14 protein-coding genes and 1 pseudogene are annotated in these 15,448 nt (G+C 58.5%); 9 read left to right on the top strand and 6 right to left on the bottom strand.

All coding sequences use genetic code 11. The features are described 5' to 3' along the window. Positions 1 to 27: 27 nt before the first annotated feature. The 6 genes and pseudogenes from K5E40_RS15170 to norR form a co-directional block, all read right to left on the bottom strand. Positions 28 to 1,533 carry a sensor domain-containing diguanylate cyclase gene (locus tag K5E40_RS15170; protein WP_221731502.1) on the bottom strand — a complete coding sequence of 502 codons (1,506 nt, stop codon included), beginning with the start codon at positions 1,531 to 1,533 and terminating at the stop codon, positions 28 to 30. Between the two features lie 43 nt (positions 1,534 to 1,576). Beyond that, positions 1,577 to 2,776 (bottom strand): annotated as a pseudogene (locus K5E40_RS15165) (OprD family outer membrane porin); the annotation flags it as partial. A 113-nt stretch (positions 2,777 to 2,889) separates the two neighbouring features. Further along, a complete protein-coding gene (locus K5E40_RS15160) occupies positions 2,890 to 3,216 on the bottom strand; it encodes a hypothetical protein (protein WP_221731500.1) in 327 nt (108 codons plus the stop codon). Positions 3,217 to 3,304: 88 nt separating this feature from the next. Then, the gene (locus K5E40_RS15155) at positions 3,305 to 3,763 is read right to left on the bottom strand and encodes an N-acetyltransferase (protein WP_221731596.1); all 459 of its coding nucleotides are present in this window, start codon (positions 3,761 to 3,763) and stop codon (positions 3,305 to 3,307) included. A 27-nt stretch (positions 3,764 to 3,790) separates the two neighbouring features. Then, the gene (locus K5E40_RS15150) at positions 3,791 to 4,693 is read right to left on the bottom strand and encodes a chemotaxis protein CheV (protein ID WP_221731499.1); all 903 of its coding nucleotides are present in this window, start codon (positions 4,691 to 4,693) and stop codon (positions 3,791 to 3,793) included. A 125-nt stretch (positions 4,694 to 4,818) separates the two neighbouring features. Continuing rightward, the gene (norR, locus tag K5E40_RS15145; protein ID WP_221731498.1) at positions 4,819 to 6,378 is read right to left on the bottom strand and encodes a nitric oxide reductase transcriptional regulator NorR; all 1,560 of its coding nucleotides are present in this window, start codon (positions 6,376 to 6,378) and stop codon (positions 4,819 to 4,821) included. A 163-nt stretch (positions 6,379 to 6,541) separates the two neighbouring features. Between norR and hmpA the strand changes: the two genes are divergently transcribed. The 9 genes from hmpA to K5E40_RS15100 all read left to right on the top strand — a co-directional run bounded on the left by hmpA (position 6,542) and on the right by K5E40_RS15100 (position 15,430). Continuing rightward, positions 6,542 to 7,723 (top strand): NO-inducible flavohemoprotein, encoded by a 1,182-nt coding sequence (gene hmpA, locus K5E40_RS15140; RefSeq protein ID WP_221731497.1) that lies wholly within the window; start codon positions 6,542 to 6,544, stop codon positions 7,721 to 7,723. A 235-nt stretch (positions 7,724 to 7,958) separates the two neighbouring features. Then, positions 7,959 to 8,519 (top strand): ester cyclase, encoded by a 561-nt coding sequence (locus K5E40_RS15135; RefSeq protein ID WP_221731496.1) that lies wholly within the window; start codon positions 7,959 to 7,961, stop codon positions 8,517 to 8,519. Positions 8,520 to 8,544: 25 nt separating this feature from the next. After that, the gene (locus K5E40_RS15130; RefSeq protein ID WP_221731495.1) at positions 8,545 to 9,054 is read left to right on the top strand and encodes a disulfide bond formation protein B; all 510 of its coding nucleotides are present in this window, start codon (positions 8,545 to 8,547) and stop codon (positions 9,052 to 9,054) included. An 825-nt stretch (positions 9,055 to 9,879) separates the two neighbouring features. Then, entirely contained in the window at positions 9,880 to 10,821 is a 942-nt protein-coding gene (cyoA, locus tag K5E40_RS15125; RefSeq protein WP_221731494.1) for a ubiquinol oxidase subunit II, read from the top strand. 3 nt (positions 10,822 to 10,824) lie between these two features. After that, positions 10,825 to 12,855 (top strand): cytochrome o ubiquinol oxidase subunit I, encoded by a 2,031-nt coding sequence (gene cyoB / locus K5E40_RS15120; RefSeq protein ID WP_221731493.1) that lies wholly within the window; start codon positions 10,825 to 10,827, stop codon positions 12,853 to 12,855. Positions 12,856 to 12,858: 3 nt separating this feature from the next. Next, positions 12,859 to 13,482, top strand: coding sequence for a cytochrome o ubiquinol oxidase subunit III (cyoC, locus tag K5E40_RS15115; protein WP_221731492.1), 624 nt, complete (start codon positions 12,859 to 12,861; stop codon positions 13,480 to 13,482). Continuing rightward, positions 13,482 to 13,817, top strand: a complete 336-nt coding sequence (gene cyoD / locus K5E40_RS15110; RefSeq protein WP_221731491.1) for a cytochrome o ubiquinol oxidase subunit IV — start codon at positions 13,482 to 13,484, stop codon at positions 13,815 to 13,817. Before cyoC ends, cyoD begins: the two co-directional genes overlap by 1 nt. A gap of 11 nt (positions 13,818 to 13,828) precedes the next feature. After that, complete coding sequence (cyoE, locus tag K5E40_RS15105) at positions 13,829 to 14,716, top strand: heme o synthase (RefSeq protein ID WP_221731490.1); 888 nt, start codon at positions 13,829 to 13,831, stop codon at positions 14,714 to 14,716. 222 nt (positions 14,717 to 14,938) lie between these two features. Beyond that, a complete protein-coding gene (locus tag K5E40_RS15100; RefSeq protein ID WP_221731489.1) occupies positions 14,939 to 15,430 on the top strand; it encodes a RidA family protein in 492 nt (163 codons plus the stop codon). The last annotated feature ends 18 nt before the right edge of the window (positions 15,431 to 15,448 follow it).

Here is a 15,448-nt window from a genome sequence, read left to right as displayed (position 1 = left end):
GCCTTTTTTTATTGTTTGAAACAGAACTCAGCCCGCCAGCACTCGGTTGCGCCCACCTTCCTTGGCCTGATACAACGCCTTGTCCGCCGCAAACAGCAACTGCTCCAGCGTCATCTCGCTCGCCGCCGTCCAGGTGCTGATACCGATACTCACCGTCATCGGCACCTGTGCCCCGTCGACCAGCGGCAATTGTTCCACCGCCTCACGAATATGTTCGGCAATCTGCTGCGCTCCATGACTGTCGGTCTCGGCAAGAATCACCGAAAACTCCTCGCCGCCATAACGCGCCACCAAGTCTGCCGGCCGCCGCACGTTCGCCGCGATGACTTTGGCCAGCTCGCGCAATGCCTGGTCACCCGCCTGGTGCCCATGCCGGTCGTTAAAGGCCTTGAAGTGATCGGCATCGATCATCATCACCGACAGTGGCTTAGCCGCACGCTGGGCGCGGAACCACTCGTGGCGCAGCGTTTGATCGAGCATCCGCCGATTGGCCAAACCGGTCAGTGCATCCGTAGCAGCCAGTTGCGCCAAATCCCGTTCGGCCCGTTGACGCAAGCGCAGTTCGCGGGCGAGTAGCCAGGTCAGCCATAGCACCCCCAGACACAACACTCCCGTGGCGCCGCTGATCAGCATCGCCGTACGCCGCCAAGTGGCGAAGACTTCATCGCCGGACAGCGCAACGATCACCACCAGGGGCAAATTGCCGACCCGCGAGTAAGTGTAGAGCCGCTGCTGTTGATCCATGCTCGATGTGCTGCTGAAACTCCCATTGCCGTCCCTGTCGAGCAGTATCCGCAGCACGTTGGGCCGGTTGCCGAAGCTTTTGCCGATGGAGTCGCTTTGCAGGTGAGGTTTCTGCGCCAGCAACACGCCATCGTTATTGATGATGTTGAGTGTGCTGTCGTTGCCGATATTCAGGCTGTTGAACAACTGGTCGAAGTAATCGAGCTTCATCGACGCCACGGCCACGCCGACGAACTCACCGGTGTCCGAAGACACCCGCCGACTGAAGCTGATCCGCCATTGGTTGGCCTCATCGCAATCACAACGGGTCTTGAACGGGCGGCTGACAAACATGCCGACGTCGCGGTCGAACGCATGGGCCAGGAAGTAATCACGGTCGGCGAAATTGCCGGGTTTAGGTTCGACTCTTGAAGAGTCGGCGATCACATCGCCGTGTTTGTCGAGCAACAGAATGTCGCCCTTGAAGCGCGCCGTGGTTGAGCGGTCGAACAGCGCCAGATGGCGGATTTGCGGCGAGACCGCTTGCAAGTCGTCGCGCTGTGCAGCGGCAATCAGACCTTGCAGCGTCAGGTCGTACAGCTCGACGGTACGCAGCACGTCGGCGTCGATCAACTGGGCAATGGTCGTGGCACTGCGGGTGGCCGTTTCCTGAGCGTTGGCGTGCTCACGGATCAGTAGAAAAGTGACGATGCACAAAATCGCGAGCACGGTCAGCGAACTGCCGCAGATCAGCAGTAGCTCGGGGCGTCCGGTCTTGCCCGCAACAGGTGGGGTAAGGCTCGCGATCATGATGGGCTTTCGATTGAGAGGTCTTTTCAGCGTAGCGCCGATCCTAGAAGACGTTGATCGGGTAGTCGAGGATTACGCGGTATTCATCTGTGTCTGTATCTATCGCGCCGTAACCGTTGCTGCCACGGTTGGTTGCCCATTGCAGACGCACGGCCAGATCTTTGGCCTGACCGCTTTGCACCACGTACTTGAGATCGATGTCACGTTCCCAGTGCTTGGCGTTTCGCCCTTCGGCGCTGTACCAATTGGAGTAACCCTGACTGTCCGGGTCAACTTTGCTCAGATCAAGCGTTCCGCGCGAGTAGGACACCGCTGAAGTCAGGCCCGGCACGCCGACACCTTCGAAGTCATAGGCGTACTTGAGCTTCCACGAGCGCTCATTCGGGCCGTTGAAGTCCGAGTATTGCTGCGAGTTGTCCAGGTAAACGCTGTCGCCCTGGCTGATGTAATCGAACGGCGTGTTGCCGTTGACCCGCTGATACGCGGCGGTGACGCTGTGGCTGCCGACACCGACCGTGAAGTGCAAGCTGTAGGTGTTGTTGTCGATGTTGCCCAGCAGCGCATCGCCCGTGTCTTGGGTGTGATAGAAGTGCAGGCCCGGATTGAGGCTGATCACATCGTTCAATTGCCAGGTGTAGTCGAGGTCGTAGTAGTACTGGTTCCAGATGTCTTTGAGTTCGGAGGCGTAAAGGCTGCTGGTCAGGCCCTCGACACCGCTCCAGGCCACGCCCGCCCAGTTCAGGTGACGGCTGTCATCGCCATCGGCCAGGACGCCATAGGAGGTGCCGATGCGTGTGTGGCCGCTCTGGTTGTAAGGCTTGGTGAAACTGGCCTGACCGCCTTCGATCAACCAGCCGTCGAAGCGGTGGTTGGTCAGGCTGACGCCACGGAACGTTTGCGGCAGCATACGGCTGTCACCGCCAGCAATATGCGGGTTGATTTCCGCTGGATAAATCCGGCACACCAAGGGTCGACGTTCATAAATCCGACACCGCTTGTCTTCGTCAAGATTCCGGCAGGGGCCGACGTTGTACGCGGCAAAGATGATGGCTACGTGGGCATCGGCTCTACCGCTGCGCACCACCACCGAACGCCGTTCGGCGTGCTCGCGCTGCTGCGCCGGTAAGCCCAGGCCGTTGCCGAGGAATGCTTCGACCAGCACGATCACCTGGCCGCCATCCGCTGCCCACATGCGGGCCTCGGCGAGGGTCAGGGGGACATGGTGGTCAGTGCAGCATTTGCCGCAACCTACGCAGGAAAACGTCGTATTCATTGAACGATCAATCTTCAATCAGGGTGTGAAACGGCGACGTAAAGTCGCCGTGCAGGCTCCGACCGAAGCAAGTTGTGCGCCATTCACTGGCCTTTGGCGGTAGGGCGGATCGAGTCCCATTCGGTGACGAAGGCGCTTTTTGACTTTTTGTTGAACAGGCACAGCTCGGTGCCTTGTTGGCCCTTCATGTGTTTTTGCGGGTATTGGCCTTGCAGCAGAACGGCGGTGTAACCAACGCGGCGATCGAATTGCGCGGGGTTGCCAACCGGTTTGACGTTTTTCAGGCCACTGGCCTTGGTGCAACTGGCGAGTACGCTTTTGTCGTAGGCCGCCCAGGCTTCGGGGCTGGAGGCGTGGACCTGGGAGGTGAGCGCGGTGAGACAGAGCAGGCTTAAGGTGAGGGTTTTCATGGTGGGGCATCCTTGTTATGGCCAAGGTTAGAGTATGCCTGAGGATCAGAGGCTGTCTGTGCCGACGTCGTCGCGGGTAAGCGGTGGATCAGTGCGGGACGATTTCCCGGCGAACCACATACATTCCGGCACTTTCATACAACCGCTGCGCCCGAACGTTATCTTCCAGCACCTTCAAATCGACGAACCCCTCGCGCCGTTGCTGAAACACCTTGAATGCATTGAGCAGCAACGCCCGACCGAGGCCTCGGCCTCGAGCACGCGGATGTACCACCAGATTCTTGATGTAGGCACTGGTCCAGCATTGCGCTACACCGACGACGCCCTCGGCATCGTGGGCAATGAAACACAGGGTCGGATCGTATTCAGGATCGGTTTCAAACCGTTGCTGCCATTGCTCCAGCGCTGGCACCCGGCCGCCACCCTCGCGATAGCCCAGTTGCATCAGGTGATGCACGGCCGGGGCCAGTTCGGCGTGGTATAGGCGGATTTCCATGCCTTGCGGCCAGACAATCGGCGGCACGTCGGCACGCAGATCGTGGCGCATCAGCAAGCAGTGCGTCTGACCCAAGGCTCAGTGTCCGCTGGCGGCGACGTGTTTGGCCGCTTCGATCAGGCGTTGGGTCAGCTCCGGCGAGGAGAACTTGGTCAGCACCGCGTTGGCTCCGGCGAGGCGGGCTTTTTCGCTGTTCATCGCGCTGTCGAGCGAGGTGTGCAGCAGCACGTAGAGGTGAGCGAAGTCCGGGGTCTCGCGCAGGGTCCGGGTGAAGGCGTAGCCGTCCATCTCGGACATTTCGATGTCCGAGACGATCAGGTTGATCTGCCGCGCCGTGCCCTGCAGGTCGAGCAGGCAATCGATGGCTTCCTTGGCGCTGCGCGCGGTGTGGCATTGCAGGCCGAGGTTACGCAGGGTGTGCACCGATTGCTGCAGCGCTACCTGGCTGTCGTCGACCACCAGAATCCGGGCGTTGCCGAGGACTTCGGCGTCTTCCATGGTCAGGTCGGTGGGGGCCATTTCAATCTGCGCCGGGGCGATGCTGTGGATAACTTTTTCGATGTCCAGCACTTGCACCAGCGTGCCTTCAACCGAGGTCACGCCGGTAATGTAGGCGCGCACACCGCCGGAGCCGAACGGCGGCGGTTTGATGTCGGTGGTCAGGCAATGGATGATTTTGCTCACGGCCTGTACATGCAGGCCTTGTTTCGAGCGACTGACGTCAGTGACGATCAGGCAGCCGCCGTTCGGGTCTTCCAGCGGTCGCTCGCCGATGGCGCGGCTCAGGTCGATCACCGACAGCGAGGCGCCGCGCAGGGTGGCGATGCCTTTGACGTGCGGGTGCGACTCCGGCAGCTTGGTCAGCGGTGGGCAGGGGATGATTTCACTGACTTTCAGCAGGTTGATCGCCATCAGCTTGCCGCTGCGCAAGGTAAACAGCAGAAGCGAAAGTGAATCTGCGCGGGCTTTGTTGGAGGACATAAAAACCTTCTGTGGAAAAAGGTGATGGGCGAGGGTGGTATCGCCAAAAACTATTGATGCCGGGTTATCGGCGTTTAAAGGATGGGCTTTAGGTCAGTTGTCGGGTGAGGGGGCTTCCCAGCTTTTCAGTTTTTCATGCCGAGGCGCTTGGCCATCCGCCCCAGATTTGCCCGATCCAACCCTAACTCGCGCGCCGCACTTGCCCAGTTATCCTGATTGCGCGCCAGCGCCGCACTGATCAACTGGCGCTGATACGCCTCGGTCGCGGCGCGCAAGTCCCCACTGATGAGCGAAACAGGCGCCACAACAGCGGCCGCCGGCTCAGGCGAGTTATCCACAACCTCATGCGGTAAATCCAGGTCCGCCGCACTCAGGCTGAGTATTTTCGGCCGTACTTTGCTGTTGCCCAGCGCTTTGAGGGCACTGCGACCGATCAAGTGTTCGAGCTCTCGCACGTTACCTGGCCAAGTGTAGGCCAGCAGCGCTTCCTGGGCGTCGCTGTTGAGCCGCAGGCTGTTGAGGCCCATGCGTGAACGGTTCTGTTCGAGGAAGAATCCGCTGAGCAGCAGCACGTCACGCCCGCGATCACGCAACGCCGGCACCCGCAGCGGGTACACGCTCAGACGGTGGTAGAAGTCGGCACGATAACGGCCGCTGCGCACTTCTTCGGCCAGGTCGCGGTTGGTGGCGGCGATCAAGCGCACATCGACCTGATGCTCCTTGTCCGAGCCCAGACGCTGCAACTGGCCGCTCTGCAAAACCCGCAGCAATTTGGCCTGCACCGTTAGCGACAACTCGCCGACTTCATCGAGAAACAGCGTGCCGCCATTGGCCAGTTCGAATTTTCCGCGCCGGTCACTGGTGGCGCCGGTAAACGCGCCGCGTACGTGGCCGAACAACTCGCTTTCCACCAGCGTATCGGGCAGGGCGGCGCAGTTGAGGCTGATGATCGGTTTATCCGCGCGTGGGGAGGCGGCGTGAATGGCTTGGGCGACCAGTTCTTTGCCGACCCCGGTTTCGCCGGTGATCAACACGGTCAGATCACTGCCACCCACCAGATTGATTTCTTCCACCAGGTGTTTAAGGGCTTTGCTCTGGCCGATCATTTCGCGGTGCTGCTGACCGCTGGCCTGGCGGTAGACCTCCGCGCGCTGGTGTTCGTCTTCGGCGCGAGTCGCCAGACGTTCGATGCGCTCGGCGGCGTTGACCGTGGCCGAGGCGAGGCTGGCGAAGGCTTGCAGCGCATCCAGTTCGATCGGTTCGAAACGCTCGGGATCCAGGGCGTCGAGGGTGATCAGCCCCCAGAGCTTTTCATCGACGAACAACGGGCAGCCGAGGCAGTCGTGGACTTCGAGGTGATCGTCGAGGCCGTCGACCAAGCCGTCGTAAGGATCGGGCAAGTCACTGTCGGCAGCGAAGCGGGTCGGCCCTTTGCCTGCCAGTAACACTCCGAAGCGCGGATGCTCGCTGACTTTGAAGCGTCGGCCGAGGGTGTCGGTGCTCAAACCGTCTACCGCCAGCGGCACCAGCGCTTCGCCGTCCAAGCGCAGTAGCGCGGCAGCGTCGCAGGGCAGCAGGGCGCGCATGGCTTCGAGCAGGCGTCGGTAACGCTCGCCCTCGGGCAGTTCGCGGGAGAGGTCGGAGACCAGAGGCAGCAGGGCGGTGAGCAGGGATTTGGCGGACATGGTTTTGTAGTCAAAGAGACAAGATGTAGTCGTGTTGACTATAAATAGCTTCGAGTCGATATGACTACTTAAATTTTAAGTTACTGTTTTATATGGGAAATAAAGTTGGCACGAAAGCTGATAAGCCTAAGGTAACTTTCAAGTAAATGCAGGAGTCACCCTTATGCTTAGCGTCCAGGATCGTGCCATCGTCAAATCCACCGTGCCTCTGCTGGAAAGCGGCGGTGAAGCGTTGATCACCCACTTCTATCGCATGATGCTCTCTGAATACCCGCAAGTGCGGCCGCTGTTCAATCAGGCTCACCAAGCCAGCGGCGATCAACCCCGTGCCCTGGCCAACGGCGTGCTGATGTATGCGCGGCACATCGATCAACTCGACCAGTTGGGCGATCTGGTGGCGAAGATCATCAACAAACACGTCGCCCTGCAGATTCTGCCGGAACATTACCCGATCGTCGGCACATGCCTGCTGCGCGCCATCTCTGAAGTGCTCGGCGAAGAGATCGCTACGCCTGAGGTGATGAGTGCGTGGGGCGCGGCCTATGGGCAACTGGCCGACATCCTGATCGGCGCCGAAACCGCCATCTATGATCAGAAAGAACACGCCGTCGGCGGCTGGCGCGGCGCACGCGAGTTCATTGTGGCGGCCAAGGTCGAGGAGAGCGCGGAAATCATTTCGTTCTACTTTGAACCTGCGGACAAAGGCCCGATTCTCGCGGCCGAGCCGGGTCAGTACATCGGTATGAAGCTGATCCTCGATGGCGAAGAAATCCGCCGCAACTACTCGCTGTCGGCGTTGGCGAACAAAGGCCAGTACCGCATCAGCGTCAAGCGCGAGCCGGGTGGCCGTGCGTCCAATCATCTGCACGATCAATTGCAGGTTGGGGCGAGTATTCTGCTGTTCCCGCCATCGGGTGAGTTCACCCTGACGGCCAGCGACAAGCCGCTGGTACTGATCAGTGGTGGCGTCGGGATCACCCCGACCCTGGCGATGCTTGAAGCGGCGCTGCAGACCAAGCGCCCGGTGCACTTTATCCACTGCGCACGCAACGGCAGCGTCCATGCGTTCCGCGACTGGATCGATGGTTTGGCTGAGCGTCATCCGCAACTCAAGCGTTTTTATTGCTACGCCGAAGATGACGGTGTGAGCCCGGCGGCGGACAACGTCGGGATGTTGAACCAGCAATTGCTCGGCGAATGGCTGCCGGCGCAGCGTGATCTCGATGCTTACTTCTTGGGGCCGAAAGGTTTCATGGCGGCGATCAAGCGCCATCTCAAAGCGCTGGGTGTGCCAGAGAAGCAGAGCCGGTATGAGTTCTTTGGCCCGGCGTCTGCTTTGGAATAATCCTTCGGGCCGAGTCGTTTGCATCGCGGGCAAGCCCGCTCCCACAGGTTTAGCGTCGTCCACAGATTTTGTGTGCGCCATCAATCCTGTGGGAGCGGGCTTGCCCGCGATGGCATCACCACGGTCTCGATTCTTAAAAAGTGTTTAAAGGTTAATCGTTTCTTAACCGGTTTATCGTTTATTTCCCGATGCTGATGATAGGCGCTCGTTCGTTCACCTGATCAGGATCGCTCCCATGTCGCACATCATCTTCTCCCCTCGTTTCAGCCTCGCTGCGCTGAGCCTGTCGGCTTCGCTGTTGGCCAGTCCATTTGCTTGTGCCGAATCGGCCTTGATCACACCGCAGACCCTGATCGTCGATCAGAGCCTGCCCAAGGCACAGGTTGAGGCCATGGAGCTGGCAGCGCGGCGTTATGGCAGTTTCTGGAATTCGGGTGAGGAGGCATTGGCCATCGCAGCCTTGTCGCCGCAGTTTGTCGACAAGACTCCGCCTGAAGGTCGGGTGCAGGGGCCGACCGGGCCATTGCTGGCGTCGAAGTTCTTTCGCACAGCGGTGCCGGACCTGCGCTGCGACATTGAGCAAATGATCGTCGCCGGTGATCGCGTGGTGGTGCATTTGCACTTTCACGGGCACTTCAGCGGCACGTTCAAGGCTCTCAAAGGGCAGGGCCAGCGTGTAGACTTCCGGGCAACCGATATCTATCAGATCGACAACGGTCGCATCGCGGCCAATTGGCATATCGAAGACAACATCAGCCTGATGGCGCAACTGCACGCGCAGCCGCCAGCCAGCTGAACCATGGACATAAAAGGGAAACGCGATGAGCGAGGAAACGATTCGATTGGGACGTGAGCGGCGCTTTCTGGTGCTGCTGGGCATCATCTGCCTGGCGCTGATCGGTGGGGCGCTGTACATGCAGATCGTACTGGGCGAGGCGCCATGCCCGCTGTGCATCTTGCAGCGTTATGCGTTGTTGCTGATTGCGCTGTTCGCGTTCATTGGCGCTGGCATGCGCACCCGGCGCAGCATCACGGTGTTTGAAGTGCTGGTGGTGATGTGTGCGATTGCTGGCGCTGGCGTCGCTGGGCATCACGTTTACACCCAGTTCTATCCGGCGGTGAGCTGCGGCATCGATGTGCTGCAGCCGATTGTCGATGATCTGCCGCTGGCGAAGATCTTCCCGCTGGGCTTCCAGGTCGACGGTTTCTGCTCGACGCCGTACCCGCCGATACTCGGCCTGTCGCTGGCGCAATGGGCGCTGGTGGCGTTCGTGCTGGTGGTGATTCTGGTGCCACTGCTGACCTCGCGTAACCGAAAAACCCTGCGCTGAGTCAACTTTTCAACGCTTTGGCCGATACAGAAAGCGCCCCGATTTGCGGATCAGCAAACCGGGGCGTTTTGCATTTCAGAGTGTTTGTGAGTTCACCGTGACGAACGGCAATAGAGCGTGCGACAAGTGTGCGACATGTTGTCACATAGGCGGTGTCGCAAGCGGTTTCACAGACACGGATTGGTGTGCTGTTACAAAAAAGGATTGGTCTGTTTCGCCGTTTTTCGTGTTTTGAACGCAAGTGCCAGATCAGGCATTTCTAACAAGCGTTGGGATATGGCCAAAAGCCTTTGAATATCAGGCTTTGCGCAGTTCTGGCCCTCGGAGAAAGCCTTCAGAGCTGTCTGAACTGACGCGGATACACCTACTATTTTTGGTGTTTTTGTTGAGAATCGATTTCGATAACATGCGGCACTTTTGCAAAAATGGCGATGGATTGTTGCTTGAACGGATAAAAATTATTTCGGGATAAGACATGGTGTATAGGGCGCTACCTATCTACAATCGCCCGCATTGAATTCCCGGCACTGTTCAGCCTTTATTAAGGAACTGAGCAGAAAGTCGGGTGTCGAGCAAGCCGTAAGGCTGGTGAGACACCCAGGTGTCGGTGCCTTCCAACTTTCCGCACCAAATGGAATTGGTCTGTAACAAGGCCTTTGACCACGAATTCGAATAAGAACTTAACGCTGTCCCGGGATTTGTCGAGCGTCTGACGCGCGGCGGGCGGCCCTTATTCAATCCAAAGAAAATGCCAACCCTTGGCAGGGTGAAGTGTTGGCGATCAAAACCCAACTGCATTGCGCAAGCTGCTTTAGAGGTCGTGAGATGAGTAAAAACAGGTACCCCAGATTACTAGGCCTAGTGCCGCTGCTCGGCACGTTGTTGCTGGGAGGCTGCAACATGACCTTGCTCAATCCAACGGGCCAGATCGGCCTGGAACAGCGCAACCTGATCATCACCGCGACCTTGCTGATGCTGTTGGTCGTGGTGCCGGTTATCGTCATGACCTTCCTGTTTGCCTGGAAGTACCGCGCGTCCAACAAGAACGCCGTCTACACCCCGAAGTGGTCGCACTCGACCAAAATCGAAGTGGCGGTCTGGACCATCCCGGTGCTGATCATCGTTGCCCTGGGTTACATCACCTACATTTCGACCCACGAATTGGACCCGTATCGTCCGATTGAATCCGACGTCAAGCCTGTGACCATCGAAGTGGTCGCGCTGGACTGGAAGTGGCTGTTCATCTACCCGGAACAAGGCATTGCCACGGTCAACAAGATCGTGTTCCCGGCGCACACGCCCATCAACTTCAAGATCACCTCCGACGCTGTGATGAACTCGTTCTTCATCCCGGGTCTGGGCGGCCAGATCTACGCGATGGCGGGCATGCAGACCAAGCTGCACCTGATCGCTGACCGCAACGCTGAAATGGACGGTATCTCCGCCAACTACAGCGGCGCGGGTTTCACCGGCATGAAGTTCAAAGCCATCTCGACGACTCAGGAAGATTTCGACGCCTGGGTAAGCGAAGTCAAGAAGTCACCTAAACAGCTTGATCAAGCTGAATACGCAGCCCTTGCCAAACCGAGCCAGAACAACCCAGTCGAGCTCTACTCGTCGGTCACGCCTAACCAGTTCCAGATCATCGTCGACAAGTACGAAGGTATGAAGCCGGGCAAGCCGCTGAAGCACGAGAAGAAAGAGAAAGAAGTGGCGGCCACGGATATTGACTCGAGTTCGCATTCAGCTGCCGGGGCAGAGGAGTAAACGATGTTTGGTAAATTAAGTTGGGAAGCAGTCCCATTCCACGAGCCGATCGTGATGGTGACCATCGCCATGATCGCCCTCGGTGGTCTGGGTCTGTTCGCTGCAATCACTTACTTCAAGAAGTGGACTTACTTGTGGACCGAGTGGCTGACGTCGGTCGACCACAAGAAAATCGGCGTGATGTACATCGTCGTGGCCATGGTCATGCTGCTGCGCGGCTTTGCCGACGCGATCATGATGCGTACCCAGTTGGCCATGGCCACCGAGGGTTCGCCTGGCTATCTGCCGCCTGAGCACTATGACCAGATCTTCACCGCTCACGGTGTGATCATGATCATCTTCATGGCGATGCCATTCTTCACCGGCCTGATGAACCTTGCAGTGCCGCTGCAGATCGGCGCGCGTGACGTTGCCTTCCCGTTCCTGAACTCCCTGAGCTTCTGGCTGCTGGTATCGGGCGTTGTGCTGATCAACCTGTCCCTGGGCGTCGGCGAATTCGCCAAGACCGGTTGGGTTGCTTATCCACCGTTGTCGGGCCTGCAATATAGCCCTGGCGTGGGGATGGACTACTACATCTGGGCGCTACAGTTATCCGGGTTGGGTACGACGCTGACGGGGGTCAACTTCCTGGCCACCGTGCTGAAAATGCGTACCCCTGGCATGAAACTGATGGACATGCCGATCTTCACCTGGACCTGCACCTGGGCAAACGTTCTGATCGTGGCTTCGTTCCCGATCCTGACCGCTACCCTGGCGCTGCTGACACTTGACCGTTACATGGATTTCCACATTTTCACCAATGAACTTGGTGGCAATCCAATGATGTACGTCAACCTGTTCTGGGCGTGGGGCCACCCTGAGGTATACATCCTGATCCTGCCGGCATTCGGCATCTTCTCGGAAGTGATCTCGGCGTTCACCGGCAAGAAACTGTTCGGCCACCACTCGATGATCTACGCCTCGGGCGCGATCTCGGTACTGGGCTTCATGGTTTGGCTGCACCACTTCTTCACCATGGGTTCGGGTGCGAGCGTCAACGCCTTCTTCGGTCTGGCGACGATGCTGATTTCCATCCCGACGGGTGTAAAGCTATTCAACTGGCTGTTTACCATCTACCAGGGCCGTCTGCGCTTCACCAGCCAGGTGCTGTGGACGCTGGGCTTCATGGTGACCTTCGCCATCGGCGGCATGACTGGCGTACTGCTGGCCATCCCGGGTGCTGACTTCGTTCTGCACAACAGCCTGTTCGTGATCGCGCACTTCCACAACGTGATCATCGGCGGTGCGGTATTCGGTTACATCGCAGGTTTCGGCTTCTACTTCCCGAAAGCGTTCGGCTTCAAGCTGCACGAAGGCTGGGGTAAAGCAGCGTTCTGGTTCTGGATCTCGGGCTTCTTCGTCGCGTTCATGCCGCTCTATGCACTGGGCTTCATGGGCATGACCCGTCGTCTGAACGCCACCACCAACCCTGAGTGGGTACCGTACCTGTACGTTGCCATGTTCGGCGCGGTGATGATCGCTGTCGGTATCGCCTGCCAACTGATCCAGTTGTACGTCAGTGTGCGTGACCGTAACAAGCCAGAGAACGTTTGCGATCACGGTGACCCGTGGAATGGCCACACGCTGGAATGGTCGACCTCGTCGCCACCGCCGTTCTACAACTTCGCTGTGCTGCCTAAGGCTGACTGCATCGACCCGTTCACCGAAGCCAAGGAAAACGGTACCGCGTACCAGGCTCCGGCCAAGTACGAGCCGATCCACATGCCGAACAACACCGCCACTGGCGTGGTGATGGGCGCACTGCTGACCGTGTTCGGTTTCGCGATGATCTGGCACATCTGGTGGCTGGCTATCGCAAGTCTGGTCGGCACTGTCGTGTACTTCGTGATCCACGCTGCGCGTGACGACCAGGGCTATATGGTTCCGGTTGAAACGATCGAGCGCATCGAAGCCGAGCAGCACAAGCGTCTGGTTGCGGCAGGGAAAATCCCGGCTTCCGCCACCCGTGTTGAAACCTCGTTGGAACAGGCTTAAACCATGTCGAATTTAGTGACCAATGCTGGACACGCCCATGGTGACCATGGGCACGATGACCATCACCACGATTCGGGCGAGATGACCGTATACGGTTTCTGGCTCTACCTGATGACCGACTGCATTCTGTTTGCGTCGATCTTCGCGGTGTACGCGGTACTGGTAAACAACGTTGCCGGTGGCCCAGCCGGCCACGACATCTTCGAACTGCCCTACGTGCTGGGCGAAACCGCTCTGCTGTTGTTCAGTTCGATCACCTACGGCTTCGCCATGCTGGCGTTGTACAAAGGTAAAAAGCAGCAGGTTCTGGGTTGGCTGTTCATGACCTTCCTGCTCGGCGCTGGCTTTATCGCCATGGAGATCAACGAGTTCCACCTGCTGATCTCCGAGGGCTTCGGTCCTAGCCGTTCGGGCTTCCTGTCCGCGTTCTTCACCCTGGTCGGTACTCACGGTCTGCACGTCTCTGCGGGTCTGATCTGGATGGGCATCATGATGTACCAGGTCAACAAGCACGGCCTGACGGCGACCAACAAGACCCGTCTGAGCTGCCTGAGCCTGTTCTGGCACTTCCTGGACGTGGTGTGGATCTGCGTATTCACCGTTGTTTACCTGATGGGGACCCTGTAATGGCTAACGCACACTCCCATGACAGCCACGACGACAGCCACGGCAGCGTCAAGTCCTACGCAATCGGCTTTATCCTGTCGGTGATCCTGACGGCGATTCCGTTTGCGCTGGTGATGTACCCGTCGCTGCCGAAGTCGATCACGCTGATGATCGTTCTGGCTTTCGCCGTGATTCAAGTGGTTGTTCACCTCGTGTACTTCCTGCACCTGGATCGTTCGGCTGCGCAACGTAACAACGTGATTGCCTTCGTGTTCGCCGCGATCGTGATCGTGCTGCTGGTTGGCCTGTCGCTGTGGATCATGTTCAGCATCCACACCTACATGATGGCGAAGTGAGGTAAGACCCGATGTCGCTCAAGCACTTTATCCAAATCACCAAACCGGGGATCATTTTCGGTAACGTGCTTTCTGTGGCAGGCGGGTTCTTCCTGGCCTCGAAAGGGCATGTAGATCTGGCGGTGTTTCTGGCCGCCATGATCGGCACGTCCCTGGTTGTCGCCTCCGGTTGCGTGTTCAACAACTGCATCGACCGCGACATCGACCTGAAGATGGAGCGCACCAAGAACCGGGTGCTGGTCCAGGGTTTGATCTCCCTGAAACTGGCCCTTGTCTACGCGACCATCCTTGGTGTTCTCGGCGTTGCATTGTTGTACAAGGTGGCCAATCCGTTGGCCGCTTTGTTCGCGGTCATCGGCTTCGTGATCTACGTCGGCTTCTACAGCCTTTACCTCAAGCGCAAGTCGGTTCACGGCACGCTGGTGGGCAGTCTGTCGGGCGCCATGCCGCCGGTGATTGGCTATGTTGCTGTGACCAACAGCTTCGACATGGCCGCACTGACGCTGCTGGTGATGTTCAGCCTGTGGCAGATGCCGCATTCCTACGCCATCGCGATCTTCCGCTTCAACGATTACCTGGCCGCATCGATTCCGGTGTTGCCAGTCAAGCGCGGGATTCAAGTGGCCAAGAAGCACATCCTGCTCTACATCCTGGCGTTCCTCGTAGCGACCTTGATGCTGACCTTCAGTGGCTATGCCGGCATGAGCTACCTCGCCGTTGCCTCGGCCATGGGCATGTACTGGTTGTACATGGCCTGGACCGGCTACAAAGCGGTGGATGACACGGTCTGGGCACGCAAGCTGTTTGTGTTCTCGATCTTCACCATCACCGCGTTGAGCGTCATGATGTCCCTGGACTTCAAGGTGCCGGCCGAGCTGTTGCTGACGTACGCGCCGTAAGGTTTGCAGGTTGTACAAGAAACCCCGCCATCGAGAGATGTGCGGGGTTTTTTGTTGCTCGTCGTAAGGTCCCCTCACCAGCCCACTCCTTCCGAGAGAGGGTGAGGGTTGCGACTGGGGTCCAAAACCCCTAGATTTGGATCCAACCATGACAGTGATAGCGCCATGCCATTTCACAGGTGTTCGACTGTCATTCACGCATCAATCAAAAGGCTGGGCGAAATGACCGAGAGGATGACCTGCGACGAACGCTTCATTGGCCTGGCACAAGAGCTTAACTACGACATCTACGGCGAGAACACCGCCGGCGGCAATTACGCGCCGCTGATCCGTCATCATGATGAGCTGTACATCAGCGGCATGGTGCCGCGCACCAATGGCAAGATTCAGTACCCAGGTCGGGTTGGCCTGGAGTTGACGCTCGAGGATGCACAAGCCGCCGCGAGCATCAGTGCGATGCGTTGCCTGGCGCTGATCGTCGATGCGGTAGGGTCGCTGGATAAGATCAAGGCGTTGCTGCGGGTCACGGTGTACGTGAAGTCCACGGCGGACTTCGTTGACCTGAGCGAGGTGGCCAACGGTGCATCCGATGTGTTCAGTCACGTGCTCGGTGATGCCGGCCGGCATACACGCACCACAGTCGGTGTCTATCAGTTGCCGAAGAACGCGGCGATTGAAGTCGACATGATCGCCGCGTTGCACTCGGACGCATAACCTGCGCGGCGGACAACA

Source organism: Pseudomonas baetica (assembly GCF_019733355.1).
GTDB lineage: Bacteria > Pseudomonadota > Gammaproteobacteria > Pseudomonadales > Pseudomonadaceae > Aquipseudomonas > Aquipseudomonas baetica_A.
This window is presented reverse-complemented; position numbering and strand designations above follow the sequence as displayed.

Excerpts from the sequence above, each read along its gene's own strand:
- K5E40_RS15170 (WP_221731502.1), bottom strand. The coding sequence starts at position 1,533 with ATGATCGCGAGCCTTACCCCACCTGTTGCGGGCAAGACCGGACGCCCC.
- cyoC (WP_221731492.1), top strand. The coding sequence starts at position 12,859 with ATGTCGAATTTAGTGACCAATGCTGGACACGCCCATGGTGACCATGGG.
- cyoB (WP_221731493.1), top strand. The coding sequence starts at position 10,825 with ATGTTTGGTAAATTAAGTTGGGAAGCAGTCCCATTCCACGAGCCGATC.
- cyoE (WP_221731490.1), top strand. The coding sequence starts at position 13,829 with ATGTCGCTCAAGCACTTTATCCAAATCACCAAACCGGGGATCATTTTC.
- K5E40_RS15130 (WP_221731495.1), top strand. The coding sequence starts at position 8,545 with ATGAGCGAGGAAACGATTCGATTGGGACGTGAGCGGCGCTTTCTGGTG.
- K5E40_RS15160 (WP_221731500.1), bottom strand. The coding sequence starts at position 3,216 with ATGAAAACCCTCACCTTAAGCCTGCTCTGTCTCACCGCGCTCACCTCC.
- K5E40_RS15150 (WP_221731499.1), bottom strand. The coding sequence starts at position 4,693 with ATGTCCTCCAACAAAGCCCGCGCAGATTCACTTTCGCTTCTGCTGTTT.
- cyoD (WP_221731491.1), top strand. The coding sequence starts at position 13,482 with ATGGCTAACGCACACTCCCATGACAGCCACGACGACAGCCACGGCAGC.
- norR (WP_221731498.1), bottom strand. The coding sequence starts at position 6,378 with ATGTCCGCCAAATCCCTGCTCACCGCCCTGCTGCCTCTGGTCTCCGAC.
- cyoA (WP_221731494.1), top strand. The coding sequence starts at position 9,880 with ATGAGTAAAAACAGGTACCCCAGATTACTAGGCCTAGTGCCGCTGCTC.
- K5E40_RS15155 (WP_221731596.1), bottom strand. The coding sequence starts at position 3,763 with ATGCGCCACGATCTGCGTGCCGACGTGCCGCCGATTGTCTGGCCGCAA.
- K5E40_RS15100 (WP_221731489.1), top strand. The coding sequence starts at position 14,939 with ATGACCGAGAGGATGACCTGCGACGAACGCTTCATTGGCCTGGCACAA.
- K5E40_RS15135 (WP_221731496.1), top strand. The coding sequence starts at position 7,959 with ATGTCGCACATCATCTTCTCCCCTCGTTTCAGCCTCGCTGCGCTGAGC.
- hmpA (WP_221731497.1), top strand. The coding sequence starts at position 6,542 with ATGCTTAGCGTCCAGGATCGTGCCATCGTCAAATCCACCGTGCCTCTG.